The 18,788-nt window shown below is 59.7% G+C and carries 16 protein-coding genes; 12 read left to right on the forward strand and 4 right to left on the reverse strand.

All coding sequences use genetic code 11. The features are described 5' to 3' along the window. Positions 1-117: 117 nt before the first annotated feature. The gene (locus JJN09_RS22690) at positions 118-2,523 is read left to right on the forward strand and encodes a hypothetical protein (protein WP_249483873.1); all 2,406 of its coding nucleotides are present in this window, start codon (positions 118-120) and stop codon (positions 2,521-2,523) included. 42 nt (positions 2,524-2,565) lie between these two features. On the opposite strand, the gene JJN09_RS22695 is transcribed toward JJN09_RS22690, so the two are convergent. The 4 genes from JJN09_RS22695 to JJN09_RS22710 all read right to left on the reverse strand — a co-directional run bounded on the left by JJN09_RS22695 (position 2,566) and on the right by JJN09_RS22710 (position 7,109). Next, positions 2,566-2,850: a YceK/YidQ family lipoprotein gene (locus tag JJN09_RS22695; protein ID WP_249483874.1), complete on the reverse strand. Its 285-nt coding sequence runs from the start codon at positions 2,848-2,850 to the stop codon at positions 2,566-2,568. Further along, a complete protein-coding gene (gene ubiX / locus JJN09_RS22700; RefSeq protein WP_249483875.1) occupies positions 2,843-3,490 on the reverse strand; it encodes a flavin prenyltransferase UbiX in 648 nt (215 codons plus the stop codon). Before ubiX ends, JJN09_RS22695 begins: the two co-directional genes overlap by 8 nt. Beyond that, on the reverse strand, positions 3,487-4,836 hold the full coding sequence (mpl, locus tag JJN09_RS22705) for a UDP-N-acetylmuramate:L-alanyl-gamma-D-glutamyl-meso-diaminopimelate ligase (protein WP_007958628.1): 1,350 nt from the start codon (positions 4,834-4,836) through the stop codon (positions 3,487-3,489). The genes ubiX and mpl overlap by 4 nt, the downstream gene beginning before the upstream one ends. Positions 4,837-5,189: 353 nt before the next feature. After that, entirely contained in the window at positions 5,190-7,109 is a 1,920-nt protein-coding gene (locus tag JJN09_RS22710; protein WP_249483876.1) for a sigma-54-dependent Fis family transcriptional regulator, read from the reverse strand. A gap of 299 nt (positions 7,110-7,408) precedes the next feature. Here JJN09_RS22710 and JJN09_RS22715 point away from each other — a divergent pair, with 299 nt between their 5' ends. The 11 genes from JJN09_RS22715 (at position 7,409) to JJN09_RS22765 (ending at position 18,727) form a co-directional block, all read left to right on the forward strand. Further along, on the forward strand, positions 7,409-8,929 hold the full coding sequence (locus tag JJN09_RS22715) for an aldehyde dehydrogenase family protein (RefSeq protein ID WP_249483877.1): 1,521 nt from the start codon (positions 7,409-7,411) through the stop codon (positions 8,927-8,929). Between the two features lie 293 nt (positions 8,930-9,222). Next, entirely contained in the window at positions 9,223-10,593 is a 1,371-nt protein-coding gene (gene eat, locus JJN09_RS22720) for an ethanolamine permease (protein ID WP_249483878.1), read from the forward strand. An 80-nt stretch (positions 10,594-10,673) separates the two neighbouring features. Continuing rightward, the gene (locus JJN09_RS22725; RefSeq protein WP_249483879.1) at positions 10,674-12,068 is read left to right on the forward strand and encodes an ethanolamine ammonia-lyase subunit EutB; all 1,395 of its coding nucleotides are present in this window, start codon (positions 10,674-10,676) and stop codon (positions 12,066-12,068) included. A 5-nt stretch (positions 12,069-12,073) separates the two neighbouring features. Next, positions 12,074-12,898 carry an ethanolamine ammonia-lyase subunit EutC gene (gene eutC / locus JJN09_RS22730; RefSeq protein ID WP_249483880.1) on the forward strand — a complete coding sequence of 275 codons (825 nt, stop codon included), beginning with the start codon at positions 12,074-12,076 and terminating at the stop codon, positions 12,896-12,898. Between the two features lie 115 nt (positions 12,899-13,013). Then, positions 13,014-13,475, forward strand: coding sequence for an N-acetyltransferase (locus tag JJN09_RS22735; protein WP_249483881.1), 462 nt, complete (start codon positions 13,014-13,016; stop codon positions 13,473-13,475). A gap of 237 nt (positions 13,476-13,712) precedes the next feature. After that, the gene (locus JJN09_RS22740; protein WP_249483882.1) at positions 13,713-14,363 is read left to right on the forward strand and encodes a DedA family protein; all 651 of its coding nucleotides are present in this window, start codon (positions 13,713-13,715) and stop codon (positions 14,361-14,363) included. A 4-nt stretch (positions 14,364-14,367) separates the two neighbouring features. Beyond that, positions 14,368-15,180: a zinc-dependent peptidase gene (locus JJN09_RS22745; protein WP_249483883.1), complete on the forward strand. Its 813-nt coding sequence runs from the start codon at positions 14,368-14,370 to the stop codon at positions 15,178-15,180. Between the two features lie 112 nt (positions 15,181-15,292). Then, positions 15,293-15,820 carry an inorganic diphosphatase gene (ppa, locus tag JJN09_RS22750; RefSeq protein WP_007990564.1) on the forward strand — a complete coding sequence of 176 codons (528 nt, stop codon included), beginning with the start codon at positions 15,293-15,295 and terminating at the stop codon, positions 15,818-15,820. A gap of 221 nt (positions 15,821-16,041) precedes the next feature. After that, entirely contained in the window at positions 16,042-16,779 is a 738-nt protein-coding gene (locus JJN09_RS22755; RefSeq protein ID WP_249483884.1) for a helix-turn-helix transcriptional regulator, read from the forward strand. 466 nt (positions 16,780-17,245) lie between these two features. Further along, positions 17,246-17,677, forward strand: coding sequence for a hypothetical protein (locus JJN09_RS22760; protein ID WP_249483885.1), 432 nt, complete (start codon positions 17,246-17,248; stop codon positions 17,675-17,677). 129 nt (positions 17,678-17,806) lie between these two features. Next, the gene (locus tag JJN09_RS22765; RefSeq protein WP_249483886.1) at positions 17,807-18,727 is read left to right on the forward strand and encodes a restriction endonuclease; all 921 of its coding nucleotides are present in this window, start codon (positions 17,807-17,809) and stop codon (positions 18,725-18,727) included. Positions 18,728-18,788: the final 61 nt, after the last annotated feature.

An 18,788-nucleotide genomic window follows, 5' to 3' on the forward strand; every position in this document is an offset into this window, starting at 1 on the left:
CCCTCGTCACTTCCGCGTCTTGGGCTTCCAGAGTTGATTCGATCCGGAGAACCCGACACCCATGCGTCCAGCCAACAGTGGGTGACACGGCCGTCTTCAAGCAACGCGTCGCCCACAATGCATATTCAGGATTTGATCCCTGCGATCAGGAACAGTGAGAGCAGTTCATCCAGCGATCTGCGCTCGACCGAATCGATTCGCCACTACGAATTACCGCCACAGACGCGAACGCTTTTGCCCGCTGTCAATGACGAAGGGTTGCGCGTCCACAGAGGGCGCATTTACGCCGAGGTGCAATACACCACGACCACGACCGTCATGGTGGATTGGGACGACGGCGTCGGAACCTACCGGGCCAAGCTTCCACAGGAAGTGCAACCCTCGGGACCGGCCCTGCACTTCGATGCCGAAAGCAATACCTGGCGAGTCGGCGATCCGCAAAACACCAGACGTCCAGCAGAGTCGCCGAGACATCGGCAGATAGACCACGCAGACGACAGCCTGGCACAGGCACTGCTGCCACAGCCGAAGCAAACACCCCAGCCACAAGCGGACACTGCGGTCGTTTACATCGACACCCGACACTACGTATGGGACAACGCGGCCACCAATCACCATGGCTATATAGTCATGCACCGAAAAATGCGGCTGGATGAATCTGTCGGGCCTCTGTCACATCATGCTTTCATGGACGAAAGCGGAGCGTTCGTCCGTATTGAGCCCCCCATTCACTCCATCGATCAACCGGCTGACCTGCTGCCCGCCTGGACAGACCGCGACATTTGGGATCTCTACGGCCTGCAGGGCACAGAGATCACCCGCTTTCGCACCGAAGCACACAGTACCGGCAAGAAGCCTCAGTGGGCCAGGGTTCGGCCACAACGTATGGAGAACGCCTACCTGTACGAGGAGCTTCGCCGCTGGCTGGGGCCGGAGATGGACCGCGACATGTTCAACCGTCTCCTGGAGCATCAGAAACTTACCCCCGCCAAATGGGCAGAGCACCTCGAGTCCGTCACCTTGCACCGCAGCACTCCCGCCCCACAAACCCCGTTGCCGCGCCTGCCGACACCCGACACATCCAGGAAAACGAACGCAACCCCGGCGTACGGTGATCAGCGTTACTACACCTGGAATCTCGACAAGTCGAACTTTCATGGATACGTCGAAATGCAGCGCAAGCCTGGCCTGGATGACAATCATGGACCGCTCACCCAAGTAGCGTTCCGTCAGGGCTCCGAGCTGACCATCGTCAGAGCGACCGGGTATTCGGTCTATAAAGAAACAGTTTTTCGGCCCTTCTGGCGGGATATCGACATCTGGAACCTGTACAGGATCGAAGGCCCCGACATCGTGCGTTTTCGTCAGGAAGTTGCGCTCACCGGGAAACCACCAGGATGGATCACACAACGGGAATATCCTTCCAGGCGTGAACAGTTGATCGACTACCTGCGGCTGTGGACTAACCCTTACTCGCCGCTCAAATCACAAGAAGAAGTCATCGCCCGATTCCAGCCCTACAATCTATCCACCCTTCAACTGGCGCGACTTTGCAATGAAATCTCGCCAACAGGGCAGTTCAAGAGTTTGATCAATGATGACGTACCCACATGGGTCAAGACCCATCAAGTTCGTACGCAGGTCGTAACCGACTCAAAACATTTCGAACCGTTTCTGCCGGAAATACGAGACGAGATCATCAGATTGAGAAACCAGGGGGAAGGTACGAGCCTTCTGAAGGCCAGTCTGACCGCACCTTTCTTCCGAGAGTTGTTGCAACGCAGTGGCTTCAAGCGCAACAAATATAATTTCCTGTATAGAGACGACATCCCAGCCGTGTTCAAAGTGGACGACCAGACACCCTTCGAACTTGCCCGACCCGGCACCATGCGTCCAAAGACCGTATCCACCGAAGGTTCCACAAGCCGATCGTCCGTCAGCGGGATGTTCAGCCTCAGGACCGCAATGGACTTCGCGAATGAAGTCAAAGGCGTCACGCCCACGTCCAACAGCCAATCGCAGGATCCATCGACAGGCAACGAATCAGGCCAGACCCGCCGTATCGTTTCGCCGCCAAACGCTCAACGCATCCTGTTTTGCTACTTGCTCGATACCCGCGGTGTCGAGGTCGTTCCAGGACAGGATAATCGCGTCTACAACCCGGAACGGATCAAGCTGGCGGGCGCAAAAGCTTGGTTCCCGAGCATGAAGATGGAAGGCCATGTTTCGATGTCACCGATAGGATTCACTTCGAGACGTGTGTGGCTGGTCAACTCAGGCATGACCCGTGCGGCCACGGTGGACGACATATACATTCAGGCGCTTGCACGCGCCACGGCTTCGAGTCAGCCCCATGCAGAAACCCTCGAAGCCCGCACGCGGGCCGGGGACCTGAATCGAGATGAATATGACGTATTGATCGATGATGTAGCGAAAGCCGGTAAACGCATTCTTGAGCTGCCCGTCGGAAAGGACATTTTCTCCAACGACATCGTCTTTCCTCCCGAGACGATCACGCTGTAGGAGATATCAACGGCTCGTCCTGTCTGGTCGAGCCGTTGATTGTCATAGTCCCCCGGTCGCCTGGAACCCTACACCGATCACCGTCAGCAACGACAACGGCAACAACAGCGTATCGAGCAACGCACTGGCCGGCAGGTCGACCCCAGGATAGCTCGGCGCATCGGCCCCGAACCGGTCCATCGCACAACACCCGCCATTCATCGCATACAGATCCAGCCGCGTGCCGGAAAACACCACCGGCGCGCCGGGTTTTGCAGCATCGAGCGTGCGCGCCGTGGCGCATCCGGTCAGTTGCAGCGCCAACGCAATCGCCAGCAGCTTATTCATCGCTGCTCAGATGGTGCTCGCCCCAACGCGGCAGCATGTCCTGGGGGATGCCCAGCAGATTGAGAATCCGCGCCACTACGAAATCGATCAGGTCATCGATTGTCTGGGGCTGGTGATAGAAGCCCGGCGAAGCCGGCAGGATGGTCACGCCCATGTTCGACAACTTGAGCATGTGTTCCAGGTGAATACTCGAATACGGCGCTTCGCGCGGCACCAGAATCAATTGGCGACGCTCTTTCAACGTCACGTCCGCTGCGCGTTCGATCAGGTTGTTGCAGGCCCCGGTTGCAATGGCCGACAGCGTGCCCGTCGAGCACGGCACCACCACCATCGCCGCCGGCGCCCCGGAGCCCGAGGCCACCGGCGACATCCAGTCTTCCTTGCCATACACGCGGATCTGCCCTGCGGCAGCCCCGGTGTATTCGGTGAGGAACGCCTGCATCAATTGTGGCTTGGCCGGCAGCGACACATCCGTCTCGGTGGCCATCACCAGTTGCGCGGCCCTGGAGATCAGGAAATGCACCTCACGATCCTCGCGCACCAGGCAGTCCAGCAGGCGCAAGCCGTACTGGGCGCCGGACGCGCCGGTCATCGCCAGCGTGATGCGTTCCGGGCCATTGCTCGCCAAACGAGTGCTCATTTCAGCGCCTCGGCGAGTTTACCGTGCAGGCCGCCGAAGCCGCCGTTACTCATGATCACCACGTGAGTGCCGGGCTGGGCCTGGCTCTTCACGCGCTCGATGATGCCCTCCAGCGAATCGCTGACGATCGATGGCACGGTGCACAGCGCGGCAGTGCCCGCCAAGTCCCAGCCGAGGTTGGCCGGGGCGTACCAGATCACCTGATCGGCATCGACCACGCTGTCCGGCAAGCCGTCACGGTGTGCGCCGAGCTTCATCGAGTTGGAGCGCGGCTCGATGATTGCGATCAGCGGCGCATCGCCAATGCGTTTGCGCAGGCCGTCGAGGGTCGTGGCAATTGCGGTCGGGTGGTGGGCGAAGTCGTCGTAGATGGTGATGCCACGCACTTCCGCGACTTTTTCCATCCGGCGTTTGACACTCTTGAACGCGCTCAACCCGGCGATGCCCATCGACGGCACAACGCCGACGTGACGTGCTGCGGCCAGAGTGGCCAAGGCGTTGGCAACGTTGTGCTGGCCGGTCAATTCCCACTCGACCACGCCTTGGGACACGCCCTCGAACATCACTTCGAACGCCGAGCCGTCGTCTTTCAGCAACTTGACCTGCCACTGACCGCCAGCACCGGTGGTTTGCACCGGCGTCCAACAGCCCATCTCGATCACGCGCTGCAAGGCCGGTTCGGTGGTTGGGTGAATCACCAGGCCTTCGCTTGGAATGGTCCGCACCAAGTGGTGGAACTGGCGTTCGATGGCTGGCAGATCCGGGAAGATGTCAGCGTGATCGAACTCAAGGTTGTTGAGGATCGCGGTGCGCGGACGGTAGTGGACGAACTTCGAGCGCTTGTCGAAGAACGCACTGTCGTACTCGTCGGCCTCGATCACGAAGAACGGCGTGCCGCCCAGACGCGCCGACACCGAGAAATTCTGCGGAACACCGCCGATCAGGAAGCCCGGGCTCATGCCGGCATGTTCCAGCACCCAGGCGAGCATGCTGCTGGTGGTGGTCTTGCCGTGAGTACCGGCAACCGCCAGCACCCAGCGACCTTGCAGCACATGATCCGCCAGCCACTGCGGGCCGGAAACGTACGGCAGGCCTTTGTTCAGCACATATTCCACTGCCGGATTGCCGCGGGACATGGCGTTGCCGATCACCACCAGATCCGGTGCCGGATCAAGCTGCGCCGGGTCGTAACCCTGGGTGAGTTGAATGCCCTGGGCTTCGAGCTGGGTGCTCATCGGTGGATAGACGTTGGCATCGGAGCCGGTCACGTGATGGCCCAGCTCTTTGGCCAGAACCGCCATCGAGCCCATGAAAGTCCCGCAGATACCCAGAATATGAATGTGCATAGTCGACCTCGTAAAACATGGCCGCAGGTTAGCGCAGGGAGGGGGAAATCGCACTCTTTAGGTGATTGAGGGTGGAGGTCTGAATGTGTGTCCGACTTGAGATCGCGCCCCTCACCCTAGCCCTCTCCCAAGGGAGAGGGGACCGACCGTCGCGTTCTCTCGAGGTACGCTGACCTGATACATCGCGGTGAACTCAGATCCGAACCCATAATCGACTCAGTCGTTCAGGTCAACGTATGGCAAAAGACACCTCGGTCAGTCCCATAATCGACTCAGTCGCTCAGGTCGACGTATGGCAAAAGACACCGCGGTCAGTTCCCTCTCCCTTGGGAGAGGGCTAGGGTGAGGGGCCTCTAACTGACACGCCGCTCAATCCCATGCTTGCGCAGCTTTCTATAAAGCGTATTGCGACTGACGCCCAGTTGTTGCGCCGTGTGGGTCATGTGCCAGCGCGTGTGTTCCAACGCATTGAGCAGCGCCAGCCGCTCGGCATCCTCCAGCGGCTGACCGGATGACGACTCATCGACTTTGACCAGCAGCGGCTGTACCTGCCGGAACATCGCTGGCAAGTCCTTCAGCCCGATCCGCCCTTCATCGCACAACGCCGCCAGCGTGCGCAGCACATTGCGCAACTGCCGCACATTGCCCGGCCAGTTGAACCCCAGCAAGGCCTGGCGCGCCGGTTCTTCGATCAGAATCGTTTCCCCGCCCGCCTCTTCGGCCAGCAGGAAATCCAGCAGCTCGGATTTATCCTCACGATCACGCAACGGCGGCAGCGCCACTTCCAGCCCGTTGAGCCGGTAATACAAATCTTCACGGAAACTGCCATCGCCAACCCGACCCAACAGATTGCGGTGCGTGGCGCTGATGATCCGCACGTTGACCGCTTCCGGCTCGCCGCCGATCGGCACCACTTGCCGGTCTTCGAGCACCCGCAACAGGCGCGTCTGCAAGGCCAGCGGCATGTCGCCGATTTCATCGAGGAACAGCGTGCCACCGTCAGCCTGCTGCAACTTGCCGCGCATGCCGTCCTTGCGCGCCCCGGTGAAACTGCCGCCGCGATAGCCGAACAGTTCGCTCTCGATCAGGCTTTCGGGAATCGCCGCGCAGTTGAGGGCGACGAACGCTTTGCCTGCGCGCTGACTGGCCTGATGCACAGCCTTGGCGAACGCTTCCTTGCCGGAGCCGGTTTCGCCATTGATCAGCAGCGGCACGTCGCGCTCGAATACCCGCAGCGACTTGCGGAAATCTGCCTGCAACGCAGCATCGCCCAGGCAAATGCCTGCAAGACGTGGCGCTTCGACAGGCACGGGAACCGGCGCGACCGGCAGCGGCCGACGGGTTTCGCCGCGCAGCACCGCAAACAGATGCCGCCCGTCGCGAGTACGCAACGGCCAACTGGCGCTGGCATTGGCACTCGCACGCCCCAGCAACTCATCCAGCGAACAATCGAAAAACGCCTCCACCGGTTTGCCCAGCAAACCACCACGAATGTGCCCGAGCAGGTTCAACGCGCTCTGATTGACCGCACTGATCCGCCCTTCCCCGTCAAACGCCAGCAGACCTTCGCTGAACAGCCCGACGGATTCGGCCTGTAGATGGAATCGCAACAACCATTGGTTATCGAAGCAGCGCAGGAAATAGCAGCTCTCGATCATCTTCGCCGACAGATTGACCAGCGCCATGGTGTGAAACTGGCTCTGGCGCGAGACGTCATGCCGCGCGGAGGAAACATCGAGCACCGCCAACAGTTCGCCGTGGGGGTCGAACACTGGGCTCGCCGAACAGGTCAGGCCGGTGTGGCGGCCACGGAAGTGTTCGTCCTGATGGATGGTCAGGGCCTGACGTTCCACCAGGCAAGTGCCGATGCCGTTGGTGCCTTCGCAGGCTTCGCTCCAGTCGGAACCCAGCCAGAGGCCGGCGCGTTCGAAGATCTTGCGTTCGGCGGGGGCGGTAACGCAGTTGAGGATCACCCCGCGCGCGTCGGTCAGCAGTACCGCGTGACCGGCGCCGGAGAGTTGTTGATGCAGGCTGCTCATTTCATTGCCGGCGATCTGCAACACCTGTTGCAGCCGTTCGCGGCTTTCGAGGACACGCCCGTGTTCGAGCACGGTCGGCGCCATGGTCAGGGCCGGGTCGAGGTGATAATCCTCAAGACAACGCAGCCACGAGCGGGCAATCGACGGGTCGGCACCGGGGCCGTGCAGGTGCGGCTTGCCCTGGGTGACGGTAAGAACCTGTTGGGCATGGCGACTCAAATGGTTGTCGTGCATTTCTTATTATTCTCCCCGAGGCTCATCGGCCCATGCGTGAAGTGGTGCCCAGCATCCTCCAGCCAACCGGTCTTTGCAATGCTGGCAAGACCGCCCGGTCACAGCTTGTGCCAGAGGCGGTACAAACTGTCACCCGAGCTGTACCGAAACCGCCACAGATGCTTGCCACTTGTCCGACAGAAATCACGCAAGGCCTTGATTTGCCTGACCTGCACGGCAGTGGCCCGACCTTTGCTCTACGCTTATAGCAAGCGCTCATGCGCGTCTCTCTGATAAGTACAACAGCCAAGGAGAACATCATGCGTTACGCTCACCCCGGTACTGAAGGCGCCAAAGTCTCGTTCAAGAGCAAGTACGGTAACTACATCGGCGGCGAGTTCGTCGCGCCTGTCAAAGGTCAGTACTTCACCAATACCTCGCCGGTTAACGGCCAACCGATTGCCGAATTCCCGCGTTCCACTGCCGAAGACATCGACAAGGCACTGGACGCCGCCCACGCTGCTGCCGATGCCTGGGGCTCGACGTCCGTCCAGGCCCGCTCGTTGATCCTGCTGAAAATCGCCGACCGCATCGAACAGAACCTCGAACTGCTGGCGATCACCGAAACCTGGGACAACGGCAAAGCCATCCGCGAAACCCTCAACGCCGACATTCCGCTGGCCGCCGACCACTTCCGCTATTTCGCCGGGTGCCTGCGCGCCCAGGAAGGCAGCGCCGCCGAGATCGATGGCAACACCGTCGCTTATCACATTCATGAACCACTGGGCGTGGTTGGCCAGATCATCCCGTGGAACTTCCCGATCCTGATGGCAGCGTGGAAACTCGCCCCGGCCCTGGCCGCTGGCAACTGCGTGGTGCTCAAGCCTGCCGAGCAAACCCCGCTGGGCATCAGCGTGCTGCTGGAGCTGATCGGCGACCTGCTGCCGCCGGGTGTGCTCAACGTGGTGCAAGGGTTCGGCAAAGAAGCCGGCGAAGCCCTGGCCACCAGCAAGCGCATCGCCAAGATTGCCTTCACCGGCTCGACCCCGGTCGGCTCGCACATCATGAAATGCGCCGCCGAGAACATCATTCCGTCCACCGTGGAACTGGGCGGCAAGTCGCCGAACATCTTCTTCGAAGACATCATGAAGGCCGAGCCAAGCTTCATTGAGAAGGCTGCCGAAGGCCTGGTCCTGGCATTCTTCAACCAGGGCGAAGTCTGCACCTGCCCTTCCCGTGCACTGGTACAGGAATCGATCTACGACGAATTCATGGCCGTCGTGATGAAGAAAGTCCTGCAAATCAAACGTGGCGACCCGCTGGACACCGACACCATGGTCGGCGCTCAGGCGTCCGAGCAGCAATTCGACAAGATTCTTTCGTACCTGGAAATCGCCAAGGGCGAAGGTGCCGAACTGCTGACCGGCGGCAAGGTGGAAAAACTCGAGGGCAACCTGTCGACCGGGTATTACATCCAGCCAACCTTGCTCAAGGGCACCAACAAGATGCGTGTGTTCCAGGAAGAAATCTTCGGCCCGGTGGTGAGCATCACTACCTTCAAGGACGAAGCCGAAGCCCTGGCGATTGCCAACGATACCGAGTTCGGCCTGGGCGCCGGCCTCTGGACCCGCGACATCAACCGCGCCTATCGCATGGGCCGCGCCATCAAGGCCGGTCGTGTGTGGACCAACTGCTACCACCTGTACCCGGCGCACGCCGCGTTCGGCGGGTACAAGAAGTCCGGCGTCGGCCGTGAAACCCACAAGATGATGCTCGACCACTACCAACAGACCAAAAACCTGCTGGTGAGCTACGACATCAATCCGCTGGGCTTCTTCTAAAAAACCGGGCGGCACCGAAATATCGGTGTCGCCCTCCAAATAACTATCGCTGGCAGCCAGCTCCAAAAGGGATCTGCGCAAGTCCGAACACCACAGAAAACTGTGGGAGCTGGCTTGCCAGCGATGGCATCCTCCATGACACAACACAAAGCCTGGCCGCTCTGGCACGGGCCTTGCGTACCCGTCATTCAGGATTTGCGCGAACACTGCCGCTGCGTGAACAGCATCCACCCACTCAACCGCTGCACCCGAAAGTCCAACAGATCGAACAATAAAAAAGACAGAGAGGACTTATGACTTCCACCACACAGCTCAAACCCACACTCGGCACCCTGCATCTCTGGGGCATTGCCGTCGGCCTGGTGATTTCCGGCGAATACTTCGGCTGGAGTTACGGCTGGGGCACGGCGGGAACCCTGGGTTTCCTGGTCACGGCCCTGATGGTCGCGACCATGTACACCTGCTTCATCTTCAGCTTCACCGAACTGACCACCGCGATTCCCCATGCGGGCGGGCCGTTTGCTTACAGCCGTCGGGCGTTCGGCGAGAAAGGCGGGTTGATCGCCGGGATCGCCACGCTGATCGAGTTCGTCTTTGCCCCGCCGGCCATCGCCATGGCCATCGGTGCCTATCTCAATGTGCAATATCCGGAGCTTGACCCGAAAGTCGCGGCGGTCGGCGCGTATTTCGTGTTCATGACCTTGAACATCCTGGGCGTCAGTATCGCCGCGACCTTCGAACTGGTGGTCACCGTGCTCGCCGTTGCCGAACTGCTGGTGTTCATGGGCGTGGTTGCACCGGGCTTCAGCTTCAGCAATTTCGTGCTGAACGGCTGGTCGGGCGCCAATGAGTTCACGATGGGCTCGATTCCCGGCATTTTCGCCGCCATTCCCTTCGCGATCTGGTTCTTCCTCGCCATCGAAGGCGCGGCCATGGCGGCCGAGGAAGCCAAGGATCCGAAACGCACGATTCCCAAAGCCTACGTCAGCGGCATCCTGACCCTGGTGTTCCTGGCCATCGGCGTGATGGTGATGGCGGGCGGCGTTGGCGACTGGCGTCAGCTGTCGAACATCAACGACCCCCTGCCGCAGGCGATGAAAGCAGTGGTCGGCAACAATTCAAGCTGGATGCACATGCTGGTGTGGATCGGCCTGTTCGGGCTGGTGGCGAGTTTCCACGGGATCATCCTCGGTTACTCGCGGCAGTTCTTCGCCCTGGCCCGGGCCGGTTATCTGCCGAAAAGCCTGGCCAAGCTGTCGCGTTTCCAGACTCCGCACCGGGCGATTCTGGCCGGCGGTGTGATCGGCATCGCGGCGATCTACAGCGACGGACTGGTCAATCTGCAAGGCATGACCCTGACGGCAGCGATGATCACCATGTCGGTGTTCGGCGCCATCGTGATGTACATCATCAGCATGCTCAGCCTGTTCAAACTGCGCAAAACCGAGCCGAACCTGGAGCGCTCCTTCCGCGCGCCGGGTTATCCGGTGGTGCCGGCTATCGCGCTGTTCCTGGCGGTGGTGTGCCTGGTGGCGATGGCCTGGTTCAACACGCTGATCGGTTGTGTGTTCCTCGGTTTCATGGCCGCCGGTTACCTGTACTTCCAGCTGACCGCCAAGCAACGCTCCGAAGCACCGGCAGACGCTATGCTCGAAGGTATTTAAAAGTTATCCGAGTTGCACCGGCACCGGGCCCTGGGCTCGGTGCCTGCACTAAAAGCATTCATTCAGGAGGAACGCGCCCCATGGCCGCATTTGCCCATACCGTCGGCGCCCAGACCTACCGCTTCGACAGCCTCAAGGACGTGATGGCCAAAGCCAGTCCGGCGCGCTCCGGGGATTTTCTGGCCGGCGTCGCTGCACTCAACGATGGCGAGCGAGTCGCCGCTCAAATGGCACTGGCCGACATCCCGCTGACGCACTTCCTTCAGGAAGCGCTGATTCCCTACGAATCCGATGAAGTCACCCGACTGATCATCGACAGCCATGACAAACAGGCCTTTGCGGTCGTCAGCCACCTCACGATTGGCGGCTTTCGCGACTGGCTGTTGAGCGAAGCGGCCGATGAACAGAGCCTGCGCGCCCTCGCCCCCGGCCTGACGCCGGAAATGGTCGCTGCCGTGTCGAAGATCATGCGCGTGCAGGATCTGGTGCTGGTGGCGCAGAAGATCCGCGTCGTGACGAAATTTCGCGGCACCCTCGGTCTGCGCGGACGGTTATCCACAAGGCTGCAACCCAATCACCCGACCGACGAACCGTCCGGTATCGCCGCGAGCATTCTCGACGGCCTGCTGTACGGCAACGGCGACGCGATGATCGGCATCAACCCGGCCACCGACAGCATCGCCTCGATCTGCGCGATGCTGGAAATGCTCGACGCGATCATCCAGCGCTACGACATTCCGACCCAGGCCTGCGTGCTGACCCACGTCACCACTTCTATAGAAGCCATCAACCGTGGAGTGCCGCTGGATCTGGTGTTCCAGTCGATTGCCGGCACCGAAGCGGCCAACGCCAGTTTCGGCATCAACCTGAATATCTTGCAGGAAGGCTATGACGCCGGGCTGAGCCTCAATCGCGGCACGCTTGGGCAGAACCTGATGTATTTCGAGACCGGCCAGGGCAGCGCGCTGTCGGCCAATGCCCACCACGGCGTCGATCAACAGACCTGCGAAACCCGGGCCTACGCCGTGGCGCGCCATTTCAAGCCGTTTCTGGTGAACACTGTCGTCGGATTCATCGGCCCGGAATACCTCTACAACGGCAAGCAGATCATCCGCGCCGGCCTCGAAGACCACTTCTGCGGCAAGCTGCTCGGCGTGCCGATGGGCTGCGACATCTGCTACACCAACCACGCCGAAGCCGACCAGGACGACATGGACACCCTGCTGACCCTGTTGGGCGTGGCGGGGATCAATTTCATCATGGGCATCCCCGGCTCCGACGACATCATGCTCAACTACCAGACCACTTCGTTCCACGACGCCCTCTACGCGCGCCAGACCCTGGGCCTGAAACCGGCGCCGGAGTTCGAGCAGTGGCTGGCGAACATGGGCATCTTCACCCAGGCGGACGGCAAGGTCCGCTTCGGCAACAACCTGCCGCCGGCCTTTCGCCAGGCGTTGGCGCAACTGGGATGAGTCAGATGGAAAAACCGCCCGTCGATCCGCAAAACCCATGGCTGGAGCTGCGTCGCCTGACCCCGGCGCGCATTGCCCTCGGCCGCACCGGCACCAGCCTGCCGACCCGCGCGCAGCTGGATTTCCAGTTCGCCCATGCTCAGGCCCGCGATGCAGTGCATTTGCCCTTCGATCACGCCGGGCTCAGTGCCCAACTGGCCGAGCGTCAACGTGACAGCCTGTTGTTGCACAGCGCAGCGGTGGATCGCAACAGTTACCTGCAACGCCCGGATCTGGGGCGCAAATTGAGCGATCAATCGGCGCAAGCCCTGCGTGAATACGCCCAGGCACATCCGGGCGGCGTGGATCTGGTGATCGTCGTGGCGGACGGCCTTTCGGCGCTGGCGGTGCATCGGCATACCCTGCCGTTTCTCACCCGCCTGGAAGAACAAATGACCGCCGACGAATGGTCGACCGCGCCGGTAGTGCTGGTAGAGCAAGGCCGAGTGGCGGTTGGCGATGAAATCGGCCAGTTGCTCGGCGCAAAAATGGTTGTGATGCTGATTGGAGAGCGCCCCGGCCTCAGTTCGCCGGACAGCCTGGGTTTATATTTCACCTACAATCCAAAGGTCGGCCTCACGGATGCCTACCGCAATTGCATCTCCAATGTGCGGCTGGAGGGCCTCAGCTATGGCATGGCGGCCCATCGCTTGCTGTATCTGATGCGTGAAGCCTGTCGGCGACAGCTGTCGGGCGTCAATCTGAAGGACGAAGCGCAGGTTCAGACGCTGGAATCGGAAGCCGGTGCAGATATGAAGAGTAATTTCCTACTCGATCCGCCCCCGGCCTGAACCGTTTCCGCATTGCGTTTCTGCGCCGGTTTCAGGCAGGATCGATGCACGGCCGCACGGGTTTCCCATCGCCGTCAGAGCAGTTGAAGACAGCCACTTGAAGACGAGACCTATCATGCGGATTATTCAAGCGACCCTCGAACACCTGGACCTGCTGGCCCCGCTGTTCGTCAAATATCGCGAGTTCTACGGTTCCCTGCCCTATCCGGACTCGTCCCGGGCATTCCTTGAAAAACGCCTGAGGCGCAAGGAGTCGGTCATTTACCTGGCTTTGGCCGATGATGACGACAAGAAACTGATGGGCTTCTGCCAGCTCTATCCAAGCTTTTCCTCGCTGTCGCTCAAGCGAGTATGGATCCTCAACGACATCTACGTCGCCGAAGACGCCCGCCGCCAACTGGTCGCTGACAACCTGATCCGCACCGCAAAGAGAATGGCCAAGGAAACCCAGGCCGTGCGTATGCGCGTCTCGACCAGCGCCGACAACGAAGTAGCGCAGAAAACCTACGAATCCATCGGGTTCAAGGAAGACACCGAGTTCAAAAACTACGTGCTGCCGATCAGCGACGAACTCTGATTTTTTCTAACAATGCGCAAGCTGGCCATCGTGGCGAAGGAGCAAACCTCCTCGCCACCAAGGCTGGCGCCTCGTTCCCCCTCGAAACTCCCCGCTACAAAACCAACGCGCTTTTCACCTATCAGCTCGTATAATCCTGAGCTTTCCGGCTTGTAAGAAAAACTACACCCGCTTGTAGGCTTACACCGAATCATCCGCACAGGCCTGCCGAGTCGGGCCGTCACCACAGGTGCCCACATGGATTTCAACCCGATCGACCTCATCCTGCATCTCGATGTCTATCTCGACATGCTGGTGAACAACTATGGGACCTGGATCTACGCCATCCTGTTTCTGGTGATCTTTTGCGAGACCGGCCTGGTGGTCATGCCATTCCTGCCGGGTGATTCGCTGCTGTTCATCGCTGGCGCCGTCGCCGCAGGTGGCGGCATGGACCCGGTGCTGCTGGGCGGCCTGCTCATGCTGGCAGCGATACTTGGCGACAGCACTAACTACGTGATCGGACGAACGGCTGGTGAAAAGCTGTTCAGCAATCCGAATTCGAAGATCTTTCGCCGCGACTATCTGCAACAGACCCACGATTTCTACGACAAGCACGGCGGCAAAACCGTGACTCTGGCGCGCTTCCTGCCGATCATCCGCACCTTTGCGCCGTTCGTTGCTGGCGTTGCAAAAATGCCTTACCCGCGCTTCTTCGGTTTCAGCGTGTTCGGCACCGTCCTGTGGGTCGGTGGTCTGGTGACGTTGGGCTACTTCTTCGGCAACGTACCGTTCATCAAGAAAAACCTGTCGCTGCTGGTGGTCGGCATCATCTTGCTGTCGCTGGTACCGATGATCATTGGCGTGGTTCGCAGCCGTATGGGCGGCGCCAAAGCCCAATCGAACTAAGTCCATGTGGTCGTTGAGCGCCTGGCGACGCCGGCGCATTCTGGCGAAGCACCCGATTGCCGATGACATGTGGCAGCGGGTGCGTCACCACTTGAGTTTCCTCGATGGCATCAGTGCCGATGAAGATCAGTGGCTGCGCGAAGCCAGCGTTCTGTTCCTTGAAGACAAACACCTGACCGCCCTGCCCGGCGTCGAATTGCATCAGGAACAACGCCTGCTGCTCGCCGCCCAGGCGCAATTGCCGCTTTTGCATCTGGGCGATCTGAACTGGTACCAGGGTTTTCACGAAATCGTCCTCTATCCGGATGACTTCCTCAGCCCCCAGCGCCATCGCGATGCCAGCGGTGTCGAGCATGAGTGGGACGGCGAGCACAGTGGTGAAGCCTGGCAGCAAGGGCCGATCATCCTCGCCTGGCCCGGGGTGATGGCCAGTGGTGGCTGGGAAGGCTACAACCTGGTAATCCACGAACTCGCGCACAAACTCGACATGCTCAACGGCGATGCCAACGGCCTGCCACCGCTGCACGCCGACATGCGGGTCAGCGACTGGGCCCAGGTGATGCAAGCGGCCTACGACGATCTCAACCGCCAGCTCGACCGCCATCCCGACGCCGAAACCGCCATCGACCCGTATGCCGCCGAGAACCCGGCCGAATTCTTCGCCGTCACCAGCGAGTACTTTTTCAGCGCCCCGGATCTGCTGCACGAGGCTTATCCACAGGTGTATGCGCAGCTGCAGCTTTTCTATCGACAGGATCCACTGGCCCGACTGAAGCAACTTCAGGCCACGGACCCGGTCTATCAGGCACACGAGTAAGGCCTGGACGACCTTCGGTGCATGGCATCGCGGGTGGAATATGCCTATAATCGCCGCCACTTTTTGGTCAATCCGGCCAAGTGTTTTGGTCTACTAACGGGGGCAACGCCCAATGAGCTACAGCAAGATTCCGGCTGGCAAAGACCTGCCGAACGACATCTACGTCGCGATCGAGATCCCGGCCAACCACGCGCCGATCAAATACGAAATCGACAAAGACAGCGATTGCCTGTTCGTTGACCGTTTCATGGCCACCCCGATGTTCTACCCGGCCAACTACGGTTACATCCCGAACACCCTGGCTGACGACGGTGATCCCCTGGACGTGCTGGTCGTAACCCCTTACCCGGTTGCTCCAGGTTCGGTGATCCGCGCTCGTCCAGTCGGCATCCTGAACATGACCGACGACGGCGGCGGCGATGCCAAAGTCATCGCAGTTCCACACGACAAGCTGTCCCAGCTGTACGTGGACGTGAAGGAATACACCGACCTGCCAGCCCTGCTGATCCAGCAGATCGAGCACTTCTTCGCGAACTACAAAGATCTCGAAAAAGGCAAATGGGTGAAAATCGAAGGCTGGGCCGGTGCAGACGCCGCCCGCGAAGCGATCACCAAGTCGGTTGCTGCCTACAAAGGCTAAGCCTCGCGACCTGCGACACGCTTGAAGAAAACCCCGGTTGATCCGGGGTTTTTTGTGCCTGCCCGATAGGTGCTTAAACAGCTTGTTTATAGCGACCTACAGAAAAGTTTTAGTGTGTGTAATTTCCCACAAGTACGTCTTACATCCCGTCGCAAAATTTGCCTCGATTTTGAACGCATGGTTTATTCAAACCGCTCTAGGCCGGCCGTAGACTCGTGTTTATGAGAAAGAACACTAGCGGTCCAAGATTCAAGGCACTCCTGGAAGCTGCGAACATCACCACCACGGGATTCGCAAAGTTCTGGGGCACGGAAGCCCAAAATGTTCATAACTGGTACACCCGGGGCGTACCCGCGTACCGCATGGAAGAAGTCGCGCGCCTGCTGTCCGTCAACAGCCAGTGGCTGAAAACCGGTGAAGGCCCCAAAGAAGCGCCGCACCTGTACACCGCCGGCGACACGCTGGATGCCCAGGCGATTCAAGGCGTCTATACGGTGCTTGAATCCACCGACATCGAACTGCCGCTCTACAAGGAAGCCCCGACAGCTCCTGGCTCCGACAAGACCCATGTCATCAAGGACCCGGAGCAAACCATCCGCCTGCCCCGCAGCCACCTCGAAACCCTGGAAATCCGCCACACCGACGCCATCTGCACCCACATGATCGGCAACAGCATGGCCGAGAAGATCGAAGACGGCTCCACACTCGCCATCGACCGCGGCCTCACCCAGGTGGTGGACGGCGAAATCTACGCCATCGAACACGACGGCATGCTGCGCATCAAATACCTGCACCGCATGCCCGGCAATGCCCTGCGCCTGCGCAGCCACAACAGCGCCGAATACCCGGACGAAATCTTCCGAGCCACGCAGATCGAGGAGCAGAGGATTCATGTATTGGGGTGGGTGTTCTGGTGGTCGACGCTGGGCAAGCGGCGGCCGGTTGTGCCGTTTCTCTGATGTGCCCGTGGTTGTGGGAGCCAGCCTGCTGGCGATGAGGCCCTGAAAGTCGGTACAAATCCTGGATTTTCTCCAGTTTGATAGCTCTAAACCGCACTTCAAGCTGGGAATCAGAAGCAAAACTCAGTATCCTGCGCCCCACATTCGCGCATCGACCCGCCCTGCGGCCCAGATGACGCCTGACGCGGCAGACCACTGTCTGACCAAGTCCCACAGCCGGACGCAAGATCCGGGTGTACGTTTTGAAGGCTGGCGCGGTTTACCAAAAATAAACCAAGCCAGTCCCCGAGAAGCCGGCCACAAGCCGGCTTTTTAATGCCTGCTGAAAAGTCGGTCGGGTGTCGGTTTACAGTCAGAGCGCTGTGCAAGGGCGCCTGCACAACTCATCGCACAACAGAGCCCCGCCTGCTGGAAGCGACGGCAACTCTGATTGCTCAAGCCACCCCCACAAGGACGTTCAACATCGATGCCCAAAACCATCACTTCAAACATGAAATCCGCTGGCCTGACAGCAGCCTTGTGCCTTTGTCTTTCAGGCTGCGTTGGAGCAATCGTATCGCTCCCGGAAAAGACAACCGTCAAGACAGATGCTTATAAAGCGCAAAGCTATCGGTCCATCACACCGCAAATCAGCAGAACGGTCACATCGACGCCTACACGGGAATGGTGCGGGATAACCGTTTGGGCACTGATCATTCCGGTGCCATTGAAACTGCCGGTGTGTACATCGTATTTCGAGCAGTCCTTCGGCAACGACGAGTTCGGAAACGAAGCCGTTCTGCTCGACTCGCAACAAACAGTGCCATCCCCTTTCTACGCCTGCGGCCCATTCATGATGTTGGGACCGATCGTCCATGGTTACCAAGGCAATGCGCTTTGCGGTGTTTTTCCGAAATGATGTTGAACTGACATAGCGACTTACGCTTTCACCTGCCAACGCTTTCGTCGCGAAGCCCTCCATATCAACCGTTGATTTACAATCGCCATCCGATCAGCACGAAAACACTTTCAGCACAGGGATGCGCCCATGTCCGTTCCAACCTACGATCAGTTCATTGAGCCGATCCTGCGTTTTCTCGCCACAAAACCCGAGGGTGCAATCGCTCGGGACGCCCACGAAGCAGCGGCAAAAATGCTGCAACTGACTGAAGATCAGCGCGAAGAACTGATCGCCAGTGGTCAGGCTACCTACAAGAACCGATCAGGCTGGGCGCACGACCGACTCAAGCGTGCCGGTCTTTCGAGCAGTGCAAAGCGCGGCTATTGGAAGCTGACCGATGCGGGGGTGCAGTACGCCAAAGAGCACACACTTCCACTGTCAGCCAAGGACGTGGAGCATTTGGCAATCGGATACATGAACGTAAAGCTGAAAGTTGCCCCAGATGCCGAACCTCTGGATGACCAGCCAAGCGTTGAGCCCGATCTGGCCTCCGCCACCGAAAGCCCCGACGACCGGCTGGAGCGAGCGCTTAAGGAATTGCGCGACGCCACGGCCGCCGACCTTTTGGACAACTTGCTGCAAGTCAGCCCTAATCGCTTTGAAGTGATCGTGCTGGATGTGCTTCATCGCCTGGGTTACGGCGCCAGCCGCAATGACTTGCAACGTGTCGGAGGTTCGGGTGATGCCGGCATCGACGGCATTATCTCGCTCGATAAACTGGGGCTGGAGAAGGTTTACGTACAGGCCAAGCGTTGGCAGAACACGGTTGGCCGACCTGAGTTACAGGCGTTCTATGGCGCGCTCGCAGGACAAAAAGCCAAACGCGGTGTGTTTATAACCACTTCTGGCTTTACGGCGCACGCCGTCGACTTCGCCAAATCGGTGGACGGCATTGTGTTGGTAGACGGGACGCGTCTAGTGCACCTGATGATGGATCATGAGGTGGGTGTGACATCTCGTTTGTTACGCCTGCCGACGCTGGATCGCGATTACTTTGATGAGGAGTGAATTCAGGAGCCTTGCAATTCGGCCCTGTCAATCAATTCCCATATTCAGCTTGTGGTTAAAA

It is taken from the genome of Pseudomonas sp. HS6 (assembly GCF_023375815.1).
In the GTDB taxonomy this organism is placed as follows: domain Bacteria; phylum Pseudomonadota; class Gammaproteobacteria; order Pseudomonadales; family Pseudomonadaceae; genus Aquipseudomonas.

Bases quoted from the DNA above. Each gene is read 5' to 3' on its own strand.
- mpl (WP_007958628.1), bottom strand. From the start codon at position 4,836: ATGCACATTCATATTCTGGGTATCTGCGGGACTTTCATGGGCTCGATG.
- JJN09_RS22695 (WP_249483874.1), bottom strand. From the start codon at position 2,850: ATGAATAAGCTGCTGGCGATTGCGTTGGCGCTGCAACTGACCGGATGC.
- eutC (WP_249483880.1), top strand. From the start codon at position 12,074: ATGGAAAAACCGCCCGTCGATCCGCAAAACCCATGGCTGGAGCTGCGT.
- eat (WP_249483878.1), top strand. From the start codon at position 9,223: ATGACTTCCACCACACAGCTCAAACCCACACTCGGCACCCTGCATCTC.
- JJN09_RS22710 (WP_249483876.1), bottom strand. From the start codon at position 7,109: ATGCACGACAACCATTTGAGTCGCCATGCCCAACAGGTTCTTACCGTC.
- JJN09_RS22690 (WP_249483873.1), top strand. From the start codon at position 118: ATGCATATTCAGGATTTGATCCCTGCGATCAGGAACAGTGAGAGCAGT.
- JJN09_RS22725 (WP_249483879.1), top strand. From the start codon at position 10,674: ATGGCCGCATTTGCCCATACCGTCGGCGCCCAGACCTACCGCTTCGAC.
- JJN09_RS22735 (WP_249483881.1), top strand. From the start codon at position 13,014: ATGCGGATTATTCAAGCGACCCTCGAACACCTGGACCTGCTGGCCCCG.
- JJN09_RS22760 (WP_249483885.1), top strand. From the start codon at position 17,246: ATGCCCAAAACCATCACTTCAAACATGAAATCCGCTGGCCTGACAGCA.
- JJN09_RS22765 (WP_249483886.1), top strand. From the start codon at position 17,807: ATGTCCGTTCCAACCTACGATCAGTTCATTGAGCCGATCCTGCGTTTT.
- JJN09_RS22755 (WP_249483884.1), top strand. From the start codon at position 16,042: ATGAGAAAGAACACTAGCGGTCCAAGATTCAAGGCACTCCTGGAAGCT.
- ppa (WP_007990564.1), top strand. From the start codon at position 15,293: ATGAGCTACAGCAAGATTCCGGCTGGCAAAGACCTGCCGAACGACATC.
- JJN09_RS22715 (WP_249483877.1), top strand. From the start codon at position 7,409: ATGCGTTACGCTCACCCCGGTACTGAAGGCGCCAAAGTCTCGTTCAAG.
- ubiX (WP_249483875.1), bottom strand. From the start codon at position 3,490: ATGAGCACTCGTTTGGCGAGCAATGGCCCGGAACGCATCACGCTGGCG.
- JJN09_RS22745 (WP_249483883.1), top strand. From the start codon at position 14,368: ATGTGGTCGTTGAGCGCCTGGCGACGCCGGCGCATTCTGGCGAAGCAC.
- JJN09_RS22740 (WP_249483882.1), top strand. From the start codon at position 13,713: ATGGATTTCAACCCGATCGACCTCATCCTGCATCTCGATGTCTATCTC.